The following is an 18,388-nucleotide window of genomic DNA, read 5'->3' as shown; positions in this document are numbered from 1 at the left end:
CGGCGCTTTATTATATACCGGATGTTTTCTTCTTCCGGGCTGCGGCAATGCTATCCTGCCTTCTCTTCAGTTCTATTGCCTCATTTTTGCGGGCTATAGAATCCTTTTTCTTTTGTTCTTTCAGTTTTGCAAGGTCTTTTACTTTTTGAATACTGTCTTTGATGGCTTTTTGCCTGCTATAGCTGGTACCTACGCTATTCAGGAACATTTTTTTAGCGATAATGGCATCATGTCCGTAAATATCTTCCCTGAAGTTTAAAACGCTGCTGTCATTTACCCATGAAGTGAAATAAGTGATTAGTACCGGGATAGGCTTTTTAACCCGCACATATTTTTCTTTATAGGTATGCATCAGGCTGTCCACCTTTTTAGCACTATACCTTGCTGTGTCGTTTAAGATATATTCAGCCAGCTTTGCGGGTTCTTTCAGGCGGATACAGCCATGGCTATAGCTACGCTTATCCCTGTTAAACAGGCTTTTAGCCGGTGAGTCATGAAAGTAGATATTATAGCTGTTCGGGAATAGGAACTTAACCAGGCCAAGGGAGTTCCAGGGGCCCGGCTTCTGCCTTACACGTCCTTTAATAACCTCCATGTGGTTGCGCGCCAGGTAGGCAGCGCTGGGTGCTCCGTTCATTTCATTTTTAACAATGCTGGTAGGTACATTCCAATAAGGGCTGAAAACAATATTGCTCAAACGCCCTGTAAACACCGTAGTATTGTTGCCTTCTTTTCCAACCACAACATCCATGTCCCAGGCCGGCTGACCATATTCATACACATGTAACTTAAATTCGGGAATATTAACCATTATCGATCGTCCGCTGTCTTTGGTAGTGCCGGGCAGCCAGCGCATACGTTCCATATTAATTAATATCTGCTGTATGCGTTCTTCCACCGAAATATTAACGTCCCTTAAAAAGGTTTTTCCTGCAGTGCCATCGGGCTTATATCCGTAGGTTCTCTTTAGCTCGTTTACCGCGTCAGCCAGTTCGCTGTCATACTCATTGGTAAAAGTGCTGTCCTCTCCCAATAAGAAACCTTCTGCCTTTAATCTTTTTTTCAGGACTTTTACGGCAGCATCGGCATAGCCCTTCTTCATAATTTCCACCTTACTGTTCACCGTAGGCCATCCCCCGGCATCTTTGATCTGCTTGTATTTGGAGAGCTGATCTTTTAACTTCAGGTATTGAGGGTTTTGGGGTGCAAATTCATCTGCGTACTGCCCATGACTGGTTAAAACAGAGTCAAGCATAGCCTCCAATGTCAGTTTCTTCTTAGGTATATACCATTCCAATGACTTAATGCTGAAGTCAGGGTCTGCGGAAAAAGAATGGTCTGCGTAAGTATAAAAATACCGTGTCAGCAATATTTCCAGGTTCTGGTAAAGGGAATCATTTTTGGGGCGGATTTTTTCCAGCCGGATCAGGGTTTCCATTTTGTCTGTCAGCCATTTATTGTAAACGGTTGAGTCTTTGGAGTAATTGAGGTAGTTTTTCAGCAGGTTCCAGAAGGAAACAGTATGCTCAGGCAAGCCTTCCTTCGAAAACCAGGCATATTGGTAATTCCGGCTATTATAAAAGCTGGTCAGGCGATTTGTTAAGGTATCGCTGAGCTGATTAGCTTCTAAAATGCTCCTTACTTCGGAAGTATCAATAAAAAGGGAATTAAAAGAGTTGCTGGTATCGATGGTGATATCCACCCTGGTAATAACCTTTTCCCGCTCTTGTTTTTCCTCTTCCTTGGTTTTTTCAAAGAAATTGCAGGACGATAGCAAAAGCGTAAAAAAAGCCGCTGTAAGCAGAGATAGTCTAAAATTCATAGATAGGTTACAAATAAGGTATAAGATTTAGTACAAAATTAGATGGAAAAAAGAAGAAAAGCCGGGGTTAAAGTAATATATTATAGTATTTTTTAGTATGAACCCGGTTCGTGGCTGTTTGTGGTGGGTTTTGGGGAAAGCCGAAATGTGAATAATTTGTAAAGCCGTTGTACCATAATACGCAGAGAAGCCTTACTTTTGCAGCCACAAAAATAACCACACCTCAATAATATGGCAACAGTTGGTAAAATTAAACAAGTTATTGGAGCGGTAATCGACGTTCAGTTCGGTGACACCCTCCCGGAAATTTATAACGCGTTAGAGCTGACAAAAGAGAATGGCGAGAAGCTAATACTTGAAGTTCAGCAGCATTTGGGAGAAGATAGTGTTCGTACCATTGCGATGGACGGTACTGAAGGGCTTGTAAGGGGTACAGAAGTACGCGATACAGGAAAAGCAATTGCTATGCCAGTAGGTGATGCAATAAAAGGACGTCTTTTTAATGTAACAGGAGATCCGATCGATGGCTTACCTGCTGTTTCCAAAGAAAATGGACGCCCCATTCACGCAATGCCTCCGGCTTTTGAAAACCTGAGCACTGCTTCTGAAGTATTATTTACAGGTATTAAGGTAATTGACCTGATTGAACCCTATGCAAAGGGTGGTAAAATTGGTTTGTTTGGTGGTGCCGGTGTGGGTAAAACAGTATTGATCCAGGAGTTAATTAATAATATTGCTAAAGGCCACGGTGGTCTATCGGTGTTTGCTGGTGTAGGTGAGCGTACCCGTGAGGGTAATGACCTGATGCGTGAGATGATTGAAGCAGGCATCATGAAATACGGAGAGAATTTTAAACATAGCATGGAAGAAGGTGGATGGGATTTGAGCCAGGTAGATCCAGCTGAATTGGCAGAGTCTAAAGCAACCTTCGTATTCGGACAAATGAACGAACCTCCGGGAGCTCGTGCACGTGTGGCTTTAAGTGGTTTAACTATCGCTGAATATTTCCGTGATGGCGAAGGTGAAGGAAAGGGTAAGGATATCCTGTTCTTCGTTGACAATATCTTCCGTTTCACCCAAGCGGGTTCTGAGGTATCAGCCCTGTTAGGTCGTATGCCTTCAGCCGTGGGTTACCAGCCTACGCTGGCTACTGAAATGGGATTGATGCAGGAGCGTATCACTTCTACCAAAAATGGTTCTATTACCTCTGTACAGGCGGTATATGTACCTGCGGATGACTTGACGGATCCGGCTCCGGCAACAACATTTGCTCACTTAGATGCAACAACCGTATTAAGCCGTAAAATTGCGGATTTAGGTATTTATCCGGCGGTGGATCCGTTGGATTCTACTTCACGTATCCTAATGCCTTCTGTTGTGGGTGATGCACATTACAATTGTGCAAACAGGGTTAAATTAATTTTACAACGCTATAAAGAGCTACAGGATATTATCGCAATTCTTGGTATGGACGAGTTGAGCGATGAAGATAAAATGACGGTATCCCGTGCACGTAAAGTACAGCGTTTCCTTTCTCAGCCTTTCCACGTAGCAGAAGCCTTTACTGGTTTAAAAGGTGTGTTAGTACCCATCGACGAAACAATCCGCGGCTTTAACATGATCATGGATGGTGAGGTTGATGAGTATCCTGAAGCAGCCTTCAACCTGGTAGGTAATATTGAAGATGCAATTGAAAAAGGTAAAAAACTGTTAGCATAGTTGTACAATTAGCTAATAAGCCAATGTGCTGATGTGCTAATGTAAAAGGATTTGTTTTAGCTGTCGTATTGGCCAATTGGCTCATTATCATATTATCCCATTATACAAATGAAATTAGATATTTTAACTCCCGAGGGCAGTATTTTTAGCGGCGAAGCTTACGGCGTTCAAATGCCAGGCGTAACCGGATCTTTTGAGGTGCTGAACAGGCATGCTCCAATGATTGCTGCACTGGGAGAAGGTAAATTGAAAGTATTACAAAGCAGTCTTACAGGCCCTGCTACTTTCTATACTATTCAGGGTGGATTTGTGGAAGTGCTGAATAACAACGTGACCGTATTGGTTGAAGATGCTAAGAAAGTTTAATATTTTATTTTTATTGATAGAATCCCGGGGCTTATCGCTTCGGGATTTTTTTATTTGTGAAAAATCCTGTTTTTAGGGGACTGGTAACGCCGCTGATCGGCTCTATTTTTATGGCGCAGCAAAACGCTGCATTATAAAAACAATAAACCAGTCAATCATGAAAGCCCCATATCTATTTTCAGCGCTGTTAGTTTTACTTCTATTTACACAGTGCCGGAAAAGATCGATAGTGGAACTTGAAGCAGGTTCCCAAATTACTGACCCATTGCGGTCGTCAACGAAAAATGCATATAACCTGGAAAAGACCGAAGCGGTATCCGCCCCGGGTTCCATACTCCCATCCGATTTTAAAGAAACGATTGCTAAAATTGTGGCACCGGCGCGCGAGGCCTTGCTGCAGGCGATGGAGAATGATGGAACAGGCACTTATATTGCCTTTAAAGAAGATGTGGAGCAGTTGAAGACATTGAAAAGTGATGATGATAAACAAGAGCAGCTATCCCGAATCCGTAAATATTATTACAATTTTGTTCATGAAGCCTGGGAAAAAGCGGGCATTGACGAAGAACCCTATAAAAACGCCATTTTAAGAGCTTTGCCTGATACCCTTCGGGAGCGCATTGCATTTGATGCGGAGTTTTTAAATTTCAGGATTGAGTACAGCAATCGTAAAGATCCCTTGCCTTCTGAAAAGCCCGACCCGTCTCCGGCGCCGCTGCCTGCTCCTGAATTGCAATGCTACAATGCAACAAAGGCGATCGCGGGTGGATCTAATAAAGTAATAACATTGGCTGCCGGTGCTACAGCTAATTTATTCAGGTACACGGGGCAGCCATCCTCCTATTATTACCTGTTTGCCAATGGGGTGGCTTTTCCTTTATATGGTATAGGGCGCGGAACTTGTTGGGCGAATAGCAATATTACTATTCCGGGAACTTTTATGGCCGATGATAAACTGATCCGGATCAGGAAGAATTTTACCTGGGATGCTACCATTACGGCTTTTGCCGGCGGGCTGGTTTCCTGTGCGAATGGTTACTACTGGTCGGGTACTGTGTTCAAACATATTGAGGTGTGGGCCCCGGTAATTTGGTTTAGCGAGCTGAAAAGGAATGAAGCTATTTTTGAAGAAGAGCAGGCAGATAAGAGTCAATTGCAAGTCATAAGACGGGGCGCAGAGATATCCAATTTTGCTTTTACAGAAGGATTAGGATATGCCAACTCCACAGGTTCGCTTACAATCAATAATTGGACTTTATGCGAGGAACTTAAGAAATAATCTACATGATTAAAAGACAAACCCGGCTACTGATCAAGCCGAAGTTTTCCGCTTCGGTTTTTTATTGAATACAGGTTGACGGCTGCTAGTCGGAGCTCTGCAAAAATATCCGGGTACGTGCTATGCCAAACTTATGGCCGGTAAGATGTAGTTGCCGGTTGGTTAATCTGGCGTCGCATGCCACCCAGCCGTAAGTCGGTGTATAAGCCTGGCCGTTTTTAAAATAGCCACCTTCAAACACAAGGTTCTTTAAAACCAGTTGCCCCTTTTTGAGTTTAGGCTCAGGCTCTCCGATCCAGTGCATAATACCATAAAATTTTCCGTTGTTTTCGAAAATGCGAATGGAACGCGTCTTCTCCGGGTTGAGCCATATACCGGTAATATCATTGATTGAAGGAGTAGAAAAATATAAAAACAAGGTAAAGAAAAGAATAGTCATTCGTAAAATAGTTATGTTGGTTTATAAAATGCAAAGCAGGTCAAAGCGTTCACTCAACAACAACAATATTTTACGTGTACAGGCATAACTTGTTAGTCTACTATAAAAGTAGACTAATTTGTTTGAAGTGCGAAATTTTTCTCACAGGAAAGAATACAAACTTAACTTCAAAGGTTAAGAATCGTAATGTTTTTTTTAAAACCTGAGCAGAAGTCAAAAGTAGGGCCGGCGTTATACGCTATCTGAATATTATTACTATCGGGTAAAATAAAGCCCCGCTATAAAGCGAGGCCTGAATAAATTTAATGATAGTTTTATTTCCCTTTTACCACCAGCGTGCCTGCCAGTTTATCGTGAAGAGTTTGTTTCTTATCATCCCATAACATCATAAAATATCCTATAAGTAAGATAATTGCTGACAATAAAGTGGCAAAATAACGCCCCGTAGCGTTTAAGAAAGATATACGTTCGCCGTTTAAATTGGTAACCTTGATGCCTAAAGCTCTTTTTCCCAAAGTAGCCTGCCAGGGGCCGGAGATCATCAGGGCGGAGTACAGCCATCCAAGGATTAAATTAAGTGAGTTCGACGTATTAAAATAAGAAGCAGACATAGCGCTTGAAAAACCCTCGTTTTGAGCAAGAGCTACAATTTCCTCCTGGCTGGGTGTACCAACGATCAGCCCAATAAAGTAGCCGGCTATAGCTAAGATGATCCCATCAATAAAAACAGCGGCAAATCTTTCCCAGAATCCCGCATAGACCACAGTGGGCTGCGTGTTGAATAGATTAGATTCTCCCTGGTAAGAGGAGAAATTACTTGTTGGTTCGGTCATAGTTGTAGAGTTTGTAGTTAATATTTATTCTAAACTAGAATAAGTTTTTTAAATCAGCAACATAATTATGTAAAAATAATGGCATCCCACCAAAGAACGCCATTAACGACTTATATATGATCTAAACTTCCTGGAAACTAATTCGTTGTTGGGCGATTCCCGGCCTGCAGGTCGGCATAGCCAAAAACCCGCTGTAATAAAGGGGTGGTGCGAGCCGAAAGATTTGACCGGATATCAGCTTCCTTATTCGCTACATATAAAAACATCGCATCCACCGCCCTGGCAGCAATAAACTCATTAAGGCTGGGCTCCAGTTTTTTGCTGATCAACGGAATAGAATTGTATGCTTTAGCCAAAGTGTTGTATTCATTTCCGGCTCCGGTGGTACGGATCGTACTGTCTACGATCGGGCGAAAGGCGGTCATCAGTTGTGGACTCATGGCGCTTTTGAAATATTGGGTAGCTGCGTTTTTGTTTCCGCTTAATAAAATACCTGCAGCGTCTCCTATACTCATGTTCTTTACAGAGTTTAAAAATATCGGCTTGGCTTTTTGTACCGCCAGTGACATGGCATTGGTATACTTTGCCGTAACATTATTCACTACCTGCGTAAGTCCCAGGTCGCGCAAAGTTTTTTCAATTTTTGCTGCCTCGCCCGGGAAAGCAAAACGAACCAATGCATTGCCCTGGTTGGGATTGGCAAATGCCTCAAAGCCGCTAAACAGGCCCTGGGTTAACGCTTCTTTTAAACCCTGTGCTATTTCGAAATTGGAAAGTGTTCCGGCTACATTTTTCAAAGTGTCACAGCCGGAAAAGAAAAAGGTGCTGCTTAGTGCAAAAACAAATAATAGTTTTCTCATGTTTAATCTGTTGTAATTATTCCCGCGAAATTAATTCATTCTCGGGTCCAGAGGGGCATTAATTATCAACTCATATTCTCCGCCCAGGTCTTTAAGCACATCTCTCCACAACTCTTTTTCATTATTAGAGAAAATGAATTTAATAGGGGCGGGGGCTACGATCCATGTTTTCTCTTCCATTTCAACATTCAGCTGGCCGGTGCCCCAGCCGCTATAACCGAGAAAAAATCTTATTTTATTAAGATCAGCGGTACGTGAATTGATCAATTCTATCACTTTGTCGAATTCACCACCCCAAAAAAGTCCTTCTCCTATTTCTTTTCCACCAGGAATGACATCAGGGTACTGATGTAAAAAATGGAGTGTGTTGAGCTCAACAGGGCCTCCTTCAAAAACAGGGATCTTGAAATCACCCAATTCCGGTACCAGCTCATCTATAGAATAATCCAATTTCCGGTTCAATACAAAGCCGAAGCTGCCTTCTTCACTGTGCTCGCAAAGAAATACAACTGTTCTGAGGAAGTTGGGATCGTCTAAATGCGGATTCGCTACTAATAATGTTCCATTGGCGGGCTCTATCATGCAGCCAATATAGGAATTTTTTACTAAATCTTTCAGCAGGTTGGGCCATTTATAAAAAGTTAAATATGCAGTGCTTTTAAGGGATTCATGTTCGGCTTCGCAGCTATTATTATATTTGCTTTTGTGAAAAGATTATTCTCGTCTATAACTGTCTTAATTACGCTGTCTTTAGTCGGTATTATTGTAATGCAGGTTTCCTGGTTGAAAAACCTCATTAAGTTAAAAGAAGACCAGGTTAAGCAGAATATTGATAATGTTTATCAAACGCTTAGCGATGAATTCGGACAAAGAAGAGAGCAGTTTATTAAAGAGGCAAGTCGTGATTACGGTACGCTCTTTTCTCAAAGAGGTTTTTTCGAGCCACTAAAGGCTGTGTCAATCGGGTCAAAAATAAGCAGCAGCGAAATTGAAAAAATCATTAATAATGCCTTGGAGAAAGCAGGTCTGAGTAAGATGAAGTATGAGTATTGTTTCTTTTCGGGCTTATTAACCAACCGAAATCCAACCATAGAAAAGCAATCCCCTCATTTTTGGGAGGCCTCTGAAGATACGGTGCGCAATTATAGTCCGGACTACAAACTGATCAGGGCATTACCTGGTTCTGATTCGGATGGCATTACCAAAGATGAAAACCTGGCTTTGGTAGTATTGAACTGGAAATCTCATGTTAAGCAGGCAATAATCTGGAACGTTGCGCTGGCAATACTGTTTACCCTGGTAATTGTTTCCGCATTCTATCTCACAGTATATACCATGCTGCGACAGAAGAAGCTGGGCGAAATTAAGAATGACTTTATTAATAATATGACCCATGAGTTTAAGACGCCCATTGCTACTATTTCGCTTGCAGTGGATGCGTTGAAGAATGAACGCGTAATGGGAGACAGGGATAAGCTTAATTACTTCAGCGGTATTATTAAGGAAGAAAACCAGCGGATGAATAAGCAGGTAGAAACTATTTTGAAAGCATCGCAGTTTGAAAAGCGCGAAGCTGAAATAGATTTAAAACCACTGCATGTGCATGAAATTATTGAAAATGTTGTTGATAATTTCCAGTTACAGTTGCATGAGAAAAACGGGGATTCTGTTCTGAGTCTGGGAGCTACGAAAGACCTGATCAATGCAGATGAAGTGCATTTTACTAACCTTGTTAATAATCTTATTGATAATGCCGTTAAGTATTCCAAAGATAATGTTCCAATCCAGCTAAAAATATCTACCTCCAATACCTCTAGTGGAATCCTTATCAAATTTGAGGACAATGGCATCGGGATGAGTCGCGAAACACAGAAGCGTATTTTTGAGAAGTTTTATCGTGCCCATACCGGTAACCTTCATAATGTAAAAGGTTTCGGTTTAGGGCTAAACTATGTTAAGTCCGTAGCAGACTCCCACAATGGAACCGTGAAGGTAGACAGTGTACTAGGCAAAGGCTCTGTTTTTTCTGTAGAGTTTCCGCTGTCTAAAAGTTAAAACTTGTTTTTCCACATCATACTTTCCACCGGCTTTTCGGGCTGGCTGCTGTACTTGGCATTTTTTTTCTGGTTGTATTTTATTTCAATATCTCCTTCTACCGGGAAGTAGATCAATTGTCCTACAGGCATGCCTTTATATACCTTTACCGGCTGCTTCACCGAAATTTCCAGGGTCCAATGCCCGCAAAAACCAACATCCCCCTTACCGGCAGTAGCATGGATGTCTATTCCTAACCGTCCTGTTGAGGACTTGCCCTCCAGAAAAGGAACGTGTGCATGTGTTTCTGTGTACTCCAGCGTTACGCCGAGGTAAAATATATGAGGATACAGTACAAAGCCTTCTTCGGGTATTTCGAAGTATTCTATTTCATTGTGCTTTTTTGCATCTAATACATGCTCCCGGTAAGTAGCCAGCCATTTGCCTAAATGGATATCATAGCTATTACTGCCCAGGCATTCGCGGTCATAAGGCTTGATAACGATAGTGCCTTTTTCCATTTCTTCTTGTATCCTGATATCTGAAAGAATCATTTTTTTTGATTGACTGTTGGCTAATGTCCATGGACTCTCGGCCATCGACTATATTTGTGCAATATAAAATTAATAGCTGCACCATGCCTGTTTTTTTTCAACAAGATATTAATGAGCATACACGACTGGGTATCTGGAAGATAGAAGAGGAAGAAGCTTTTTTCAAACAGCTGGTGCCCTTGCATAGAGAGGTAACTCATCCACATAAACGACTGCAGCACCTGGCGGGGCGGTTTTTACTAAAATATCTTTTCCCTGATTTTCCCTCGCAGCAGGTGCAGATAGCGGATACAAGAAAGCCCTTTTTACCTGATGAAGCCTATCATTTTTCTATATCTCATTGCGGCGATTATGCCGCAGCTATTGTAAGCCGGACCAATCGTGTAGGGATTGATATAGAAATACCTACTGATAAGGTTTTGCGGGTAGAGCATAAATTTATAAGCCCCGATGAGCAACAATGGCTTGCCCCGTTAACACTGGAAACGGCTACGCAGGTATGGAGCGCCAAAGAAGCGGTATACAAATGGTATGGTGAGGGATTGGTAGACTTTAAACAGCATATTCAATTGAAAGGTTACAAGAGCTCCAATATATTCAGCTGTTATTTTAGCAAGAGCCACACCTCGATGGATATTCACCTGGCTGTATTGCCACCGCTTTGTCTGAGCTTTATATACTGCGCGTCATCCTGACAAAGCAAGGGGTATAAGTTATAGCGGCTCTTCAAAGTCTAATAGATTGAGATCTACATTTTCCAGGCCGCTGATACCATCAATGGAGCCTCTTATATGTGTAGCGTTGAGCAGTACTTTTTCCAATTGCTTCTCCCTGGCTTTCCACAATCTTTCCATTGCATCTCTTTCTTTCTGAATGCTCATTTTCATACTTAGGAAGCCTTCACGTATCGCTTTCCATTGCTCTGCAAATTCGGGGCTTGTTAAATAGCTATACAACATATTCATCTTATCTCCCTTATTTTCCTGGCTTTTAGAGGCGTTGTAAATTCTGAAAATGCCGTCCCGTAAAACGGAGGCCAGGGCTTTGGCTTCAGAAAAGCTACAGATCCACACACCATCTTTTTCTCCAAAACAATCCATGTCTTTAGGGTAACGACGGGTCACTAAAATGGCCATGTCTGCTCCCATAGATCGCATATCTGCCTTTAGCTTTTCTATCCATTCGCCTCCAAAGTTTTCAGCACGTTTGCTTTCCCAAATGATGCGCCCGCACTCTGCCCCCAGGTTGTTTCGAACTACCTGTATACAGTCGGCACCCCGTACTCCTTTGCCTACTTCTTCAATCCTGTCAAAAGGAAAAGAAGTGCTGAGTAACTCTTCGAGCGCCAGCTCCTGGCTTTCGCCCTGCAATTGCATAGAACCCTGTTCGGCCTTGCGTTTCATTTCATTGGCCAGCTTTTTCTGGTCTTCCAGTTGCTTTTCAAGTTCCCTTAACTTGAGCTGGTACTCTGTTTCTTTTTGGGCCGATTTGTCGGCTTCAATTTTTCGCAGGCTTTCGGCTAATTTTTCTCTTTCTTCCGTCAATTTTTTTTGAAGCGTTAACTCCAGTTCGGCTTCTTTATTTTTTAGTTCCTGCTGTTGTTTCAGAAATTCTGCTTCTCGCTGCCGGGAAAGTTTGAGTTTCTCTTCATTCTCTTCGTTAGCTTTCTGAAGCAGGGAGAGTTTGTTCTCAAAATCCCCGCTCACACTTTTTGTTATTTGCTCTTCAAGTTGTTTTTGCAAAGAGTTTTTTTCTGACTGTAACTTTTGCAGCCACTCAGCCTCTTTTTTTTGAAGTTCAACCTGGTGTTCTTCCGTTTTTTTTCTTTGCCAGTCCGTAACCTTTGCACGAAGCTCCTTTTCCACTTCTTCCCTGATGGCTTCGTTGGGTTCAAATTCGCTGCCGCAGCTGGGGCATTTTATTTTTGTAGACATTAATGCAATTTCAATAAATAAATGGGAATAGAGAAATCAGATTGTCAACTCCTTCCCGGATTTTATATAATCAATGCATGTTTTTTCGAGAAGATAGAAAATTCGACGGTTGACATGTATAATCAATACTGCGACAACAATAAAGAGCACCGGTGCCACAAAAGCAGCAAAATTAGAAGTAGCAGCTCTGATAAATAAATAGATACTTCCAACCACGAGTAAAGGGAGTAGCAGGTATACAGTTTCAAATGAGGGCACCTCGCATAAGGTAAGCTTTACTTCAGTGTCCGATAATTTCTCTATTTGTCCGCGCAGGTGCGCATGCGTGAAGCCTTTACGACTCAAGAAATTACTTTCATAATCAGCTCTGAATTCGTCGGGAAAATAGTGAGTAAGCATCATACCAGATATCCAGGAGGGCTGCTTAATATCAAGGTTGCTTATTTTATATTTACGTTCACTTACCGCATTCAGTTGCCATATCAGCTGATCATAGCTTCTTTTTATGATGTATACAGTGGTTTTGTGTTGATAGAGGTGCCGGATATTGGTTAATATCTTTTTCATGGAGTAAAGATAGTACCCTTGTATATAAGGTGCCGCCGGATGATAAAACAATAGCCATCCCGTTGAGGATGGCTATTGCAACTAGCTAAACAGTGGTACTGATTAAGCTTCGTTTTCTTCTTCCGTTTTTAAATCATACTGCTTTGCATTCAACAACTCTTTATTAGTAGCTGCATAAAATGTATTTACATATCTGCCTACTGTGCTTGCCAGCGATGCTGCTGATTCTATATTTGTTTTAGATACTGTTGTTGTGTCTTTAGGAACGCTTGTGGTATCTGTCGGAGTAGGTGTTTCCGTTGTATCAGGTACAGGCGTTTTCGTTGTATCTGTTTGAGCCATGGCTGTTCCTAAAATAAAAGTAGAAGCTGCTACCAGTACAAATTTTGTTGCAATTTTTTTCATGATATAAAGGTTTTAAGTTTAATAATAATCACCTGGTCTATCTGGTAAGAGGAGCAAGTGTCTGTTATAAAAACGCAGTATTGCCTCCATTATATACAAAGGTTTAGTTAATAGAAACTATAATATTTCTAAAAAAGAGGTCGTTCTGTTAGAAATATTAAATACAGTCTTTAAATCATGTTTTATATTTTCTAAAATAGCAGTTTATGTATTACTGATTTTTTCTTTATACAAAGGACGGAAATAAAAAAGCCTCACATTTTATTGTGAGGCTTTGACTAATGATAATTTCTTATGCAACCGGCTCCAGATATTGAGCATACGCATATCCTTCTTCTCCGTCGTTAGTGCGAACAGACCACCAAAGCTCGTTAGCTTTACTTACCAAAGTGATGATTTCATCTTTTGCCGCTTTACCAACAATAGGTTGGTCGGTGCCCGGGCCTTTCCTGATGTTCAGGTTGGACTCTTGTGTGATTACCCGTACCTGGCTGCCGGCTTCTGCTTTAGCATTTACGTTTAATACTAAATCGCCGCTTGCATAGTTAGGGTCAATTTGATTGTAAACGTCCCAAAGCTGGTCCTTTACTGCTCCGCTTGGAGCATCACCGTCAATATATAAAACGCCGTCCTGCTCCCTAACAGCCAGGTTGCTTACACCTGCTGCGTTAGCAGCGTCAACTAATGCCTGATATTTGTCCTGAAGTGCCATAATATTTTTTTTAAGATGTTATGATTTTAGTTCAATAAGTAAATAATCTATAGTAATGAGTATAAAGAATGGCTTGGTGCAATCTTTACCTGCAAGCTACTATTTTACTGTTAAGCTTTTGCTTTCAACTTTTTTAGGCTTAGTGGACTGAACTTTTTGCATCAAAGTTTTTAAATCGTTTTTAGCGATCTCGCCGGTAAGTGTTACTACGCCGTCAGTTACAGATGCCTGTACGGTAGGGTGGTCTTTAATAGCATCGGTTACAGCTGTTTTTAAAGAATCGTCAGCTGTGATAACTACCGGGGCAGCAGGAGGAGGTGGAGGTGCAACAGACGTTTGGTTTTGTACGCTTTTAATTCCTTCAACGCCTTTAACGGCAGATTCTGCAGCAGCCTGGGCAGCCGGATCTTTCAATTCACCAGAGATCGTTGCAACACCATCTTTTACTTCTACCGTAGCGCCTGTTAAATCAGGATTCGCACTAATGGCGGCTTCAGCAGCAGTTTTCAGATCGGCATCGCTTTTACCTTTGCAAGAGGGCAGGGCAAACGAGAATGCAACAACAGCAATAATGGCCAGAATTCTTTTCATTTTCATTGAGATTTTAGTAGTTATTAAAAAAAAATGCTAAGCGAATATAATCGAAATCGATGCCAATTTTCAATCACCGGGGCTATATTTTTATTATTATTGTAATATTAACACACGGCATTCTTTAAGGCTTCTTTGTCCGTTAAAGCAATTGCTTTGGCATTTGTTTTTATATAGCCTAATTCGATAAATTCATTCATGTTCTTATATACCGTTTCATAAGCAGTTCCTACATAGGCGGCTATGTCCTGCCGGCTGGCGATAAAAGATATGAATCCTTTCTCGTTGGTCCCGAATTTATTTTCTAATGCCAGCAGTGCGTTAGCTAGCCTTGCCCTCACCGTCATATGGGCCAGGTTGCGCATCCTGATTTCAGAAAGCATCAGCTCATCGGCCATGAACATCATAAACTGGTAAGCGAAGATGTGATTGGTTTTGAAAGTGGCTTCGAAAAAATCGAGTGTGATATATATTAGTGTTACAGGAGTGAGCGCTGTGGCGGTAATGGGGTACTGGTTAGTAGAGCTGCTCAGCCCCCGGTGCCCGAGTATATCCTGGTTGTGGGCAAAGCGGAGGATGAGTTCTTTTTCCTGGTCCCATAATTTATGCACTTTGGCAACACCGCTTAGCATAAAATAAATACCGGTTACAGGGGTGCCTTCCGTAAAAATTGTTTCGCCTTTTTTGTATTGATGCACCTGTGTATGAGTGTCAAGCGCAGGCCACCATTCTTTCATACAATATTTATGTAGAAAAGACTGCTCGGTCTCAACGGTTTTTTTTATACGCATAATCCATAAAGATAGCCATCTTCTTTATTTATTAGCATGGTTCAGGAGCTGATGTACCTGTTGCCGAAAGGATAATTCTGTAGCCAGGCTTACTACCTCGCCGATAATAATAATAGCAGGGTTCTGCAGTCCGGCATGTTGTGATCTGAAACAGATGTCTTTTACCTGGCCTGTTACTATCTTTTGATCGGGTAATGTGCCGTTTTGTATAATAGCAACCGGTGTTTCACTTTTCCCGTGGGCGGAAAAGATCTCTGTGATTTGTTCCAGCTTGCTCATTGCCATTAGTATAATGACAGTTGCGCTAGACTGAGCAGCTAGTTGAATGTCTGTTGAAAGACCTCCGCTTTTGGTAGTACCCGTAACCACCCAAAAGCTTTCGTTGGTGCCCCTTGCTGTTACTGGTATCATCTGTGAAGCTGGCACTGCCAGGGCGCTGGAAATGCCCGGAACTACTTCAATCTCCATCCCCGCGCTTTGGGCCGCTTCTATCTCTTCCCAGGCCCGTCCAAATACAAAGGGGTCACCTCCCTTCAATCTTACCACACATTTTAATTTTTGTGCATATTCCAGTATGAGGTGGTTGATCTCCGATTGGCTCAGCGTGTGGCAGCCATATCGTTTTCCGACAAATTGTTGGATACAACCTGGTTTACTATAAGATAGTAGTTCATCATTTGCCAGGGCGTCATACAATATTACGTCTGCCTCATGTAGCTTTTTTATGGCTTTTACTGTAATTAAGTCCGGATCTCCCGGCCCGGCGCCAATTAAAATTAACTTACTCATAATGCATTATAAATAAATATATGTAATATTATTTGATTAAAATTACAAAATGTAAACTGTATTTTATTATATTTGATATATAATATTATTAACTATTTATTCTTTTTTGAGCTTAATTCGTAGAAATAGTTTATATAGTATAAATTTTAATATAATAATTGCCTGCCATTTTTCTTTAAATCAAAAAACGACATTTATGAAAGTTGTTGTTATTGGTAATGGCATGGTAGGCCAGAAATGCTGCGAAAAGCTGCTCTCTAAAGGAATCCCGGATTTACAACTAACTGTTTTTGGTGAGGAAACCCTTGCTGCTTACGACCGCGTACATCTCAGTTCTTACTTCGCCGGGAAAACGGTAGAGGATCTGACACTTCAACCCGTCAAATGGTATGAAGAAAACGGGATAGACCTGAGGCTGGGCGACCCGGTGCAGGAGGTGGATCGTTTGAATAAGACAGTGACGTCGTTTGAAGGGCTGACCCTTGCGTATGATTACCTGGTATTTGCTACCGGTTCTTCTGCGTTTGTACCTCCCATTCCCGGGGTGGACAAACATGGTGTATTTGTGTATCGGACTATAGAAGATCTGAATATGATCTGGCGGCATGCCGCAACTGCAAAAACAGCAGTGGTGATAGGAGGCGGTTTGCTGGGTCTTGAAGCGGCAAAAGCCTGCCTGGATCTCGGTATTAAAGATACCCATGTAATAGAATTCGCGCCCCGCCTGATGCCGCGTCAAATTGATGAAGCAGGCTCCGAAATATTGATCCAGAAGTTAAAGGAGCTGGATATTACCACCCACACCGGGAAAAATACAGCGGCTATCCTGGGTAATGAAACTATTAAAGGAATGATCTTTACAGACGGTACTATTTTAAGTACCGATATGCTGGTTATATCAGCGGGTATAAAGCCCAGAGATGAGCTGGCCCGTGCCTGTGGGCTGACTGTTGGCCCCAGAGGTGGCATTGTAGTGAATGATCATATGACGACCAATGATGAACACATTTTTGCTATAGGAGAATGTGCTTTACATAATTCGATGATCTATGGCCTGGTAGCACCCGGTTATGAAATGGCGGATGTAGTGGCTACGCAACTGGCCGGCGCAGCCAGGCAATTCCCGGGATTTGATATGAGTACCAAACTTAAGCTGATTGGTATTGATGTAGCCAGCTTTGGTGATCCTTTTATTTCGGGCGACGAAGCCAGAACCATTGTTTTCCGGGATAATCACAGGGGTATTTATAAAAGGATCAACTTTTCGAATGATGGCAAAGAGTTATTAGGGGGCATTCTGGTAGGAGATGCGGATGCTTATAATATGCTATTACAGATCTGTAAGAACAAAATGGCATTGCCCCCCGATCCGATGGATCTGATTATTAAGGCAAAAGAAGTAGGCGCGGATGCAGGAGCGGGGGTAGTAGCCTTACCCGACGATGCCCTGATCTGTAGCTGCGAAGGGGTAACCAAGTTGGACATTTGCAATGCGGTTACCGAACAGGGTTGCGAGACGGTTGATGCCATCAAAAAGTGTACGAAAGCTGCTACTGGTTGCGGAGGTTGCGCACCAATGGTGAAGGATATTATGGTGCACACTATGAAGCAGCAGGGTAAGTTGGTGCGTAATGTACTTTGCGAACATTTTGGCTACTCCAGGCAGGAATTATACGATCTGGTGAAATTGAAAGACCTGCATAGTTTCGATGAAGTGCTGGATACTTTGGGTGAAGGTGACGGTTGTGAGACCTGTCGCCCGGCCGTAAGCTCTATATTAGCCAGCTTATGGAATGAGCTGATCGTCAAAAAAGAGAGTGCTACTTCTCAGGATACCAATGACCGTTTCCTGGCGAATATTCAAAAAGGTGGTACTTACTCCGTTGTGCCTCGTATTCCTGGTGGAGAAATAACTCCTGACAAGTTATTGGTCATTGCACAGGTAGCAAAGAAATATAATTTATATACCAAAATAACTGGTGGTCAGCGTATTGATATGTTCGGCGCCCATTTAAATGATCTGCCTTCCATCTGGGAAGAGCTGATTGAAGCGGGCTTTGAAAGCGGTCATGCTTATGGGAAATCATTGCGTACGGTGAAGAGTTGTGTAGGCAGCACCTGGTGCCGGTTTGGCTTGCATGATAGTGTAAGCTATGCCATACGCATTGAAGAACGTTATCGTGGCCTTCGCTCTCCTCATAAATTAAAGTCGGCCGTATCTGGTTGTATAAGAGAATGTGCAGAAGCGCAATCAAAAGACTTCGGCATTATTGCTACTGAAAAGGGATGGAATCTATATGTATGCGGCAACGGTGGTTCCAAACCTCAACATGCCTTATTACTGGCAACCGACCTTGATTCAGAAACCTGCATTCAATACATCGATCGCTTTCTGATGTTTTATATTAAAACGGCTGATCCTTTAACCCGTACTGCAACCTGGCTGAACAAGATGGAGGGAGGTATCGACTACCTGCGTAATGTGGTCGTGCATGATAGCCTTGGAATAGCGGCCGAGCTCGAAAGGGAAATGCAGCTATTGGTAGATGCCTATCAATGCGAATGGAAAAATGTGGTGGAAACACCAGAGCTCAGAAGTCAGTTTACTCATTTCATAAATGCTCCCAAAGAAAAGGATCCGACCGTACAATTTGAAACGATGCGGGATCAGAAAAAAGCCGCCACCTGGTAAG

At 42.2% G+C, this 18,388-nt stretch carries 19 protein-coding genes; 6 read left to right on the top strand and 13 right to left on the bottom strand.

Translation table 11 applies throughout. The annotated features are described in order from the left end of the window. Positions 1 to 10: 10 nt before the first annotated feature. Positions 11 to 1,822, bottom strand: a complete 1,812-nt coding sequence (locus ACLOAU_RS25295) for a L,D-transpeptidase family protein (protein WP_427864698.1) — start codon at positions 1,820 to 1,822, stop codon at positions 11 to 13. Positions 1,823 to 2,053: 231 nt separating this feature from the next. Here ACLOAU_RS25295 and atpD point away from each other — a divergent pair, with 231 nt between their 5' ends. The 3 genes from atpD (at position 2,054) to ACLOAU_RS25280 (ending at position 5,186) form a co-directional block, all read left to right on the top strand. Further along, complete coding sequence (atpD, locus tag ACLOAU_RS25290; protein ID WP_427864697.1) at positions 2,054 to 3,541, top strand: F0F1 ATP synthase subunit beta; 1,488 nt, start codon at positions 2,054 to 2,056, stop codon at positions 3,539 to 3,541. A gap of 108 nt (positions 3,542 to 3,649) precedes the next feature. Then, on the top strand, positions 3,650 to 3,907 hold the full coding sequence (gene atpC / locus ACLOAU_RS25285; protein ID WP_427864696.1) for an ATP synthase F1 subunit epsilon: 258 nt from the start codon (positions 3,650 to 3,652) through the stop codon (positions 3,905 to 3,907). A 229-nt stretch (positions 3,908 to 4,136) separates the two neighbouring features. Continuing rightward, positions 4,137 to 5,186, top strand: a complete 1,050-nt coding sequence (locus tag ACLOAU_RS25280) for a hypothetical protein (protein ID WP_427864695.1) — start codon at positions 4,137 to 4,139, stop codon at positions 5,184 to 5,186. 85 nt (positions 5,187 to 5,271) lie between these two features. On the opposite strand, the gene ACLOAU_RS25275 is transcribed toward ACLOAU_RS25280, so the two are convergent. From ACLOAU_RS25275 to ACLOAU_RS25260, 4 genes are all read right to left on the bottom strand, one after another. Next, the gene (locus tag ACLOAU_RS25275; protein ID WP_427864694.1) at positions 5,272 to 5,625 is read right to left on the bottom strand and encodes a DUF2147 domain-containing protein; all 354 of its coding nucleotides are present in this window, start codon (positions 5,623 to 5,625) and stop codon (positions 5,272 to 5,274) included. Positions 5,626 to 5,939: 314 nt separating this feature from the next. Then, positions 5,940 to 6,458, bottom strand: coding sequence for an RDD family protein (locus tag ACLOAU_RS25270; RefSeq protein ID WP_427864693.1), 519 nt, complete (start codon positions 6,456 to 6,458; stop codon positions 5,940 to 5,942). A 137-nt stretch (positions 6,459 to 6,595) separates the two neighbouring features. After that, positions 6,596 to 7,318 carry a DUF4197 domain-containing protein gene (locus ACLOAU_RS25265; RefSeq protein ID WP_427864692.1) on the bottom strand — a complete coding sequence of 241 codons (723 nt, stop codon included), beginning with the start codon at positions 7,316 to 7,318 and terminating at the stop codon, positions 6,596 to 6,598. Between the two features lie 30 nt (positions 7,319 to 7,348). Continuing rightward, positions 7,349 to 7,900 (bottom strand): YqgE/AlgH family protein, encoded by a 552-nt coding sequence (locus ACLOAU_RS25260; RefSeq protein ID WP_427864691.1) that lies wholly within the window; start codon positions 7,898 to 7,900, stop codon positions 7,349 to 7,351. A 123-nt stretch (positions 7,901 to 8,023) separates the two neighbouring features. On the opposite strand from ACLOAU_RS25260, the gene ACLOAU_RS25255 reads away from it, so the two are divergent. Beyond that, positions 8,024 to 9,373 carry a sensor histidine kinase gene (locus ACLOAU_RS25255; protein ID WP_427864690.1) on the top strand — a complete coding sequence of 450 codons (1,350 nt, stop codon included), beginning with the start codon at positions 8,024 to 8,026 and terminating at the stop codon, positions 9,371 to 9,373. On the opposite strand, the gene dcd is transcribed toward ACLOAU_RS25255, so the two are convergent. Beyond that, complete coding sequence (gene dcd, locus ACLOAU_RS25250; protein ID WP_427864689.1) at positions 9,370 to 9,951, bottom strand: dCTP deaminase; 582 nt, start codon at positions 9,949 to 9,951, stop codon at positions 9,370 to 9,372. The genes ACLOAU_RS25255 and dcd overlap by 4 nt on opposite strands. A 38-nt stretch (positions 9,952 to 9,989) precedes the next feature. Here dcd and ACLOAU_RS25245 point away from each other — a divergent pair, with 38 nt between their 5' ends. Continuing rightward, positions 9,990 to 10,601: a 4'-phosphopantetheinyl transferase family protein gene (locus tag ACLOAU_RS25245; protein ID WP_427864688.1), complete on the top strand. Its 612-nt coding sequence runs from the start codon at positions 9,990 to 9,992 to the stop codon at positions 10,599 to 10,601. Between the two features lie 18 nt (positions 10,602 to 10,619). On the opposite strand, the gene ACLOAU_RS25240 is transcribed toward ACLOAU_RS25245, so the two are convergent. The 7 genes from ACLOAU_RS25240 to cobA all read right to left on the bottom strand — a co-directional run bounded on the left by ACLOAU_RS25240 (position 10,620) and on the right by cobA (position 15,695). Continuing rightward, on the bottom strand, positions 10,620 to 11,840 hold the full coding sequence (locus tag ACLOAU_RS25240; RefSeq protein WP_427864687.1) for a DUF2130 domain-containing protein: 1,221 nt from the start codon (positions 11,838 to 11,840) through the stop codon (positions 10,620 to 10,622). Between the two features lie 36 nt (positions 11,841 to 11,876). Next, on the bottom strand, positions 11,877 to 12,407 hold the full coding sequence (locus tag ACLOAU_RS25235; protein ID WP_427864686.1) for a hypothetical protein: 531 nt from the start codon (positions 12,405 to 12,407) through the stop codon (positions 11,877 to 11,879). A 102-nt stretch (positions 12,408 to 12,509) separates the two neighbouring features. Further along, positions 12,510 to 12,812, bottom strand: coding sequence for a hypothetical protein (locus ACLOAU_RS25230; RefSeq protein WP_427864685.1), 303 nt, complete (start codon positions 12,810 to 12,812; stop codon positions 12,510 to 12,512). A 292-nt stretch (positions 12,813 to 13,104) separates the two neighbouring features. After that, a complete protein-coding gene (locus tag ACLOAU_RS25225; protein WP_427864684.1) occupies positions 13,105 to 13,524 on the bottom strand; it encodes an SH3 domain-containing protein in 420 nt (139 codons plus the stop codon). Positions 13,525 to 13,623: 99 nt separating this feature from the next. Beyond that, complete coding sequence (locus tag ACLOAU_RS25220) at positions 13,624 to 14,115, bottom strand: BON domain-containing protein (RefSeq protein WP_427864683.1); 492 nt, start codon at positions 14,113 to 14,115, stop codon at positions 13,624 to 13,626. 107 nt (positions 14,116 to 14,222) lie between these two features. Then, a complete protein-coding gene (locus tag ACLOAU_RS25215; RefSeq protein ID WP_427864682.1) occupies positions 14,223 to 14,852 on the bottom strand; it encodes a Crp/Fnr family transcriptional regulator in 630 nt (209 codons plus the stop codon). A 78-nt stretch (positions 14,853 to 14,930) separates the two neighbouring features. Beyond that, positions 14,931 to 15,695, bottom strand: coding sequence for a uroporphyrinogen-III C-methyltransferase (gene cobA, locus ACLOAU_RS25210; protein WP_427864681.1), 765 nt, complete (start codon positions 15,693 to 15,695; stop codon positions 14,931 to 14,933). 196 nt (positions 15,696 to 15,891) lie between these two features. Here cobA and nirB point away from each other — a divergent pair, with 196 nt between their 5' ends. Next, positions 15,892 to 18,387, top strand: coding sequence for a nitrite reductase large subunit NirB (nirB, locus tag ACLOAU_RS25205; protein WP_427864680.1), 2,496 nt, complete (start codon positions 15,892 to 15,894; stop codon positions 18,385 to 18,387). Position 18,388: the final 1 nt, after the last annotated feature.

Origin of the sequence: Paraniabella aurantiaca (assembly GCF_050309965.1) — a bacterium.
Classification (GTDB): Bacteria; Bacteroidota; Bacteroidia; order Chitinophagales; family Chitinophagaceae; genus Niabella.
This window is presented reverse-complemented; position numbering and strand designations above follow the sequence as displayed.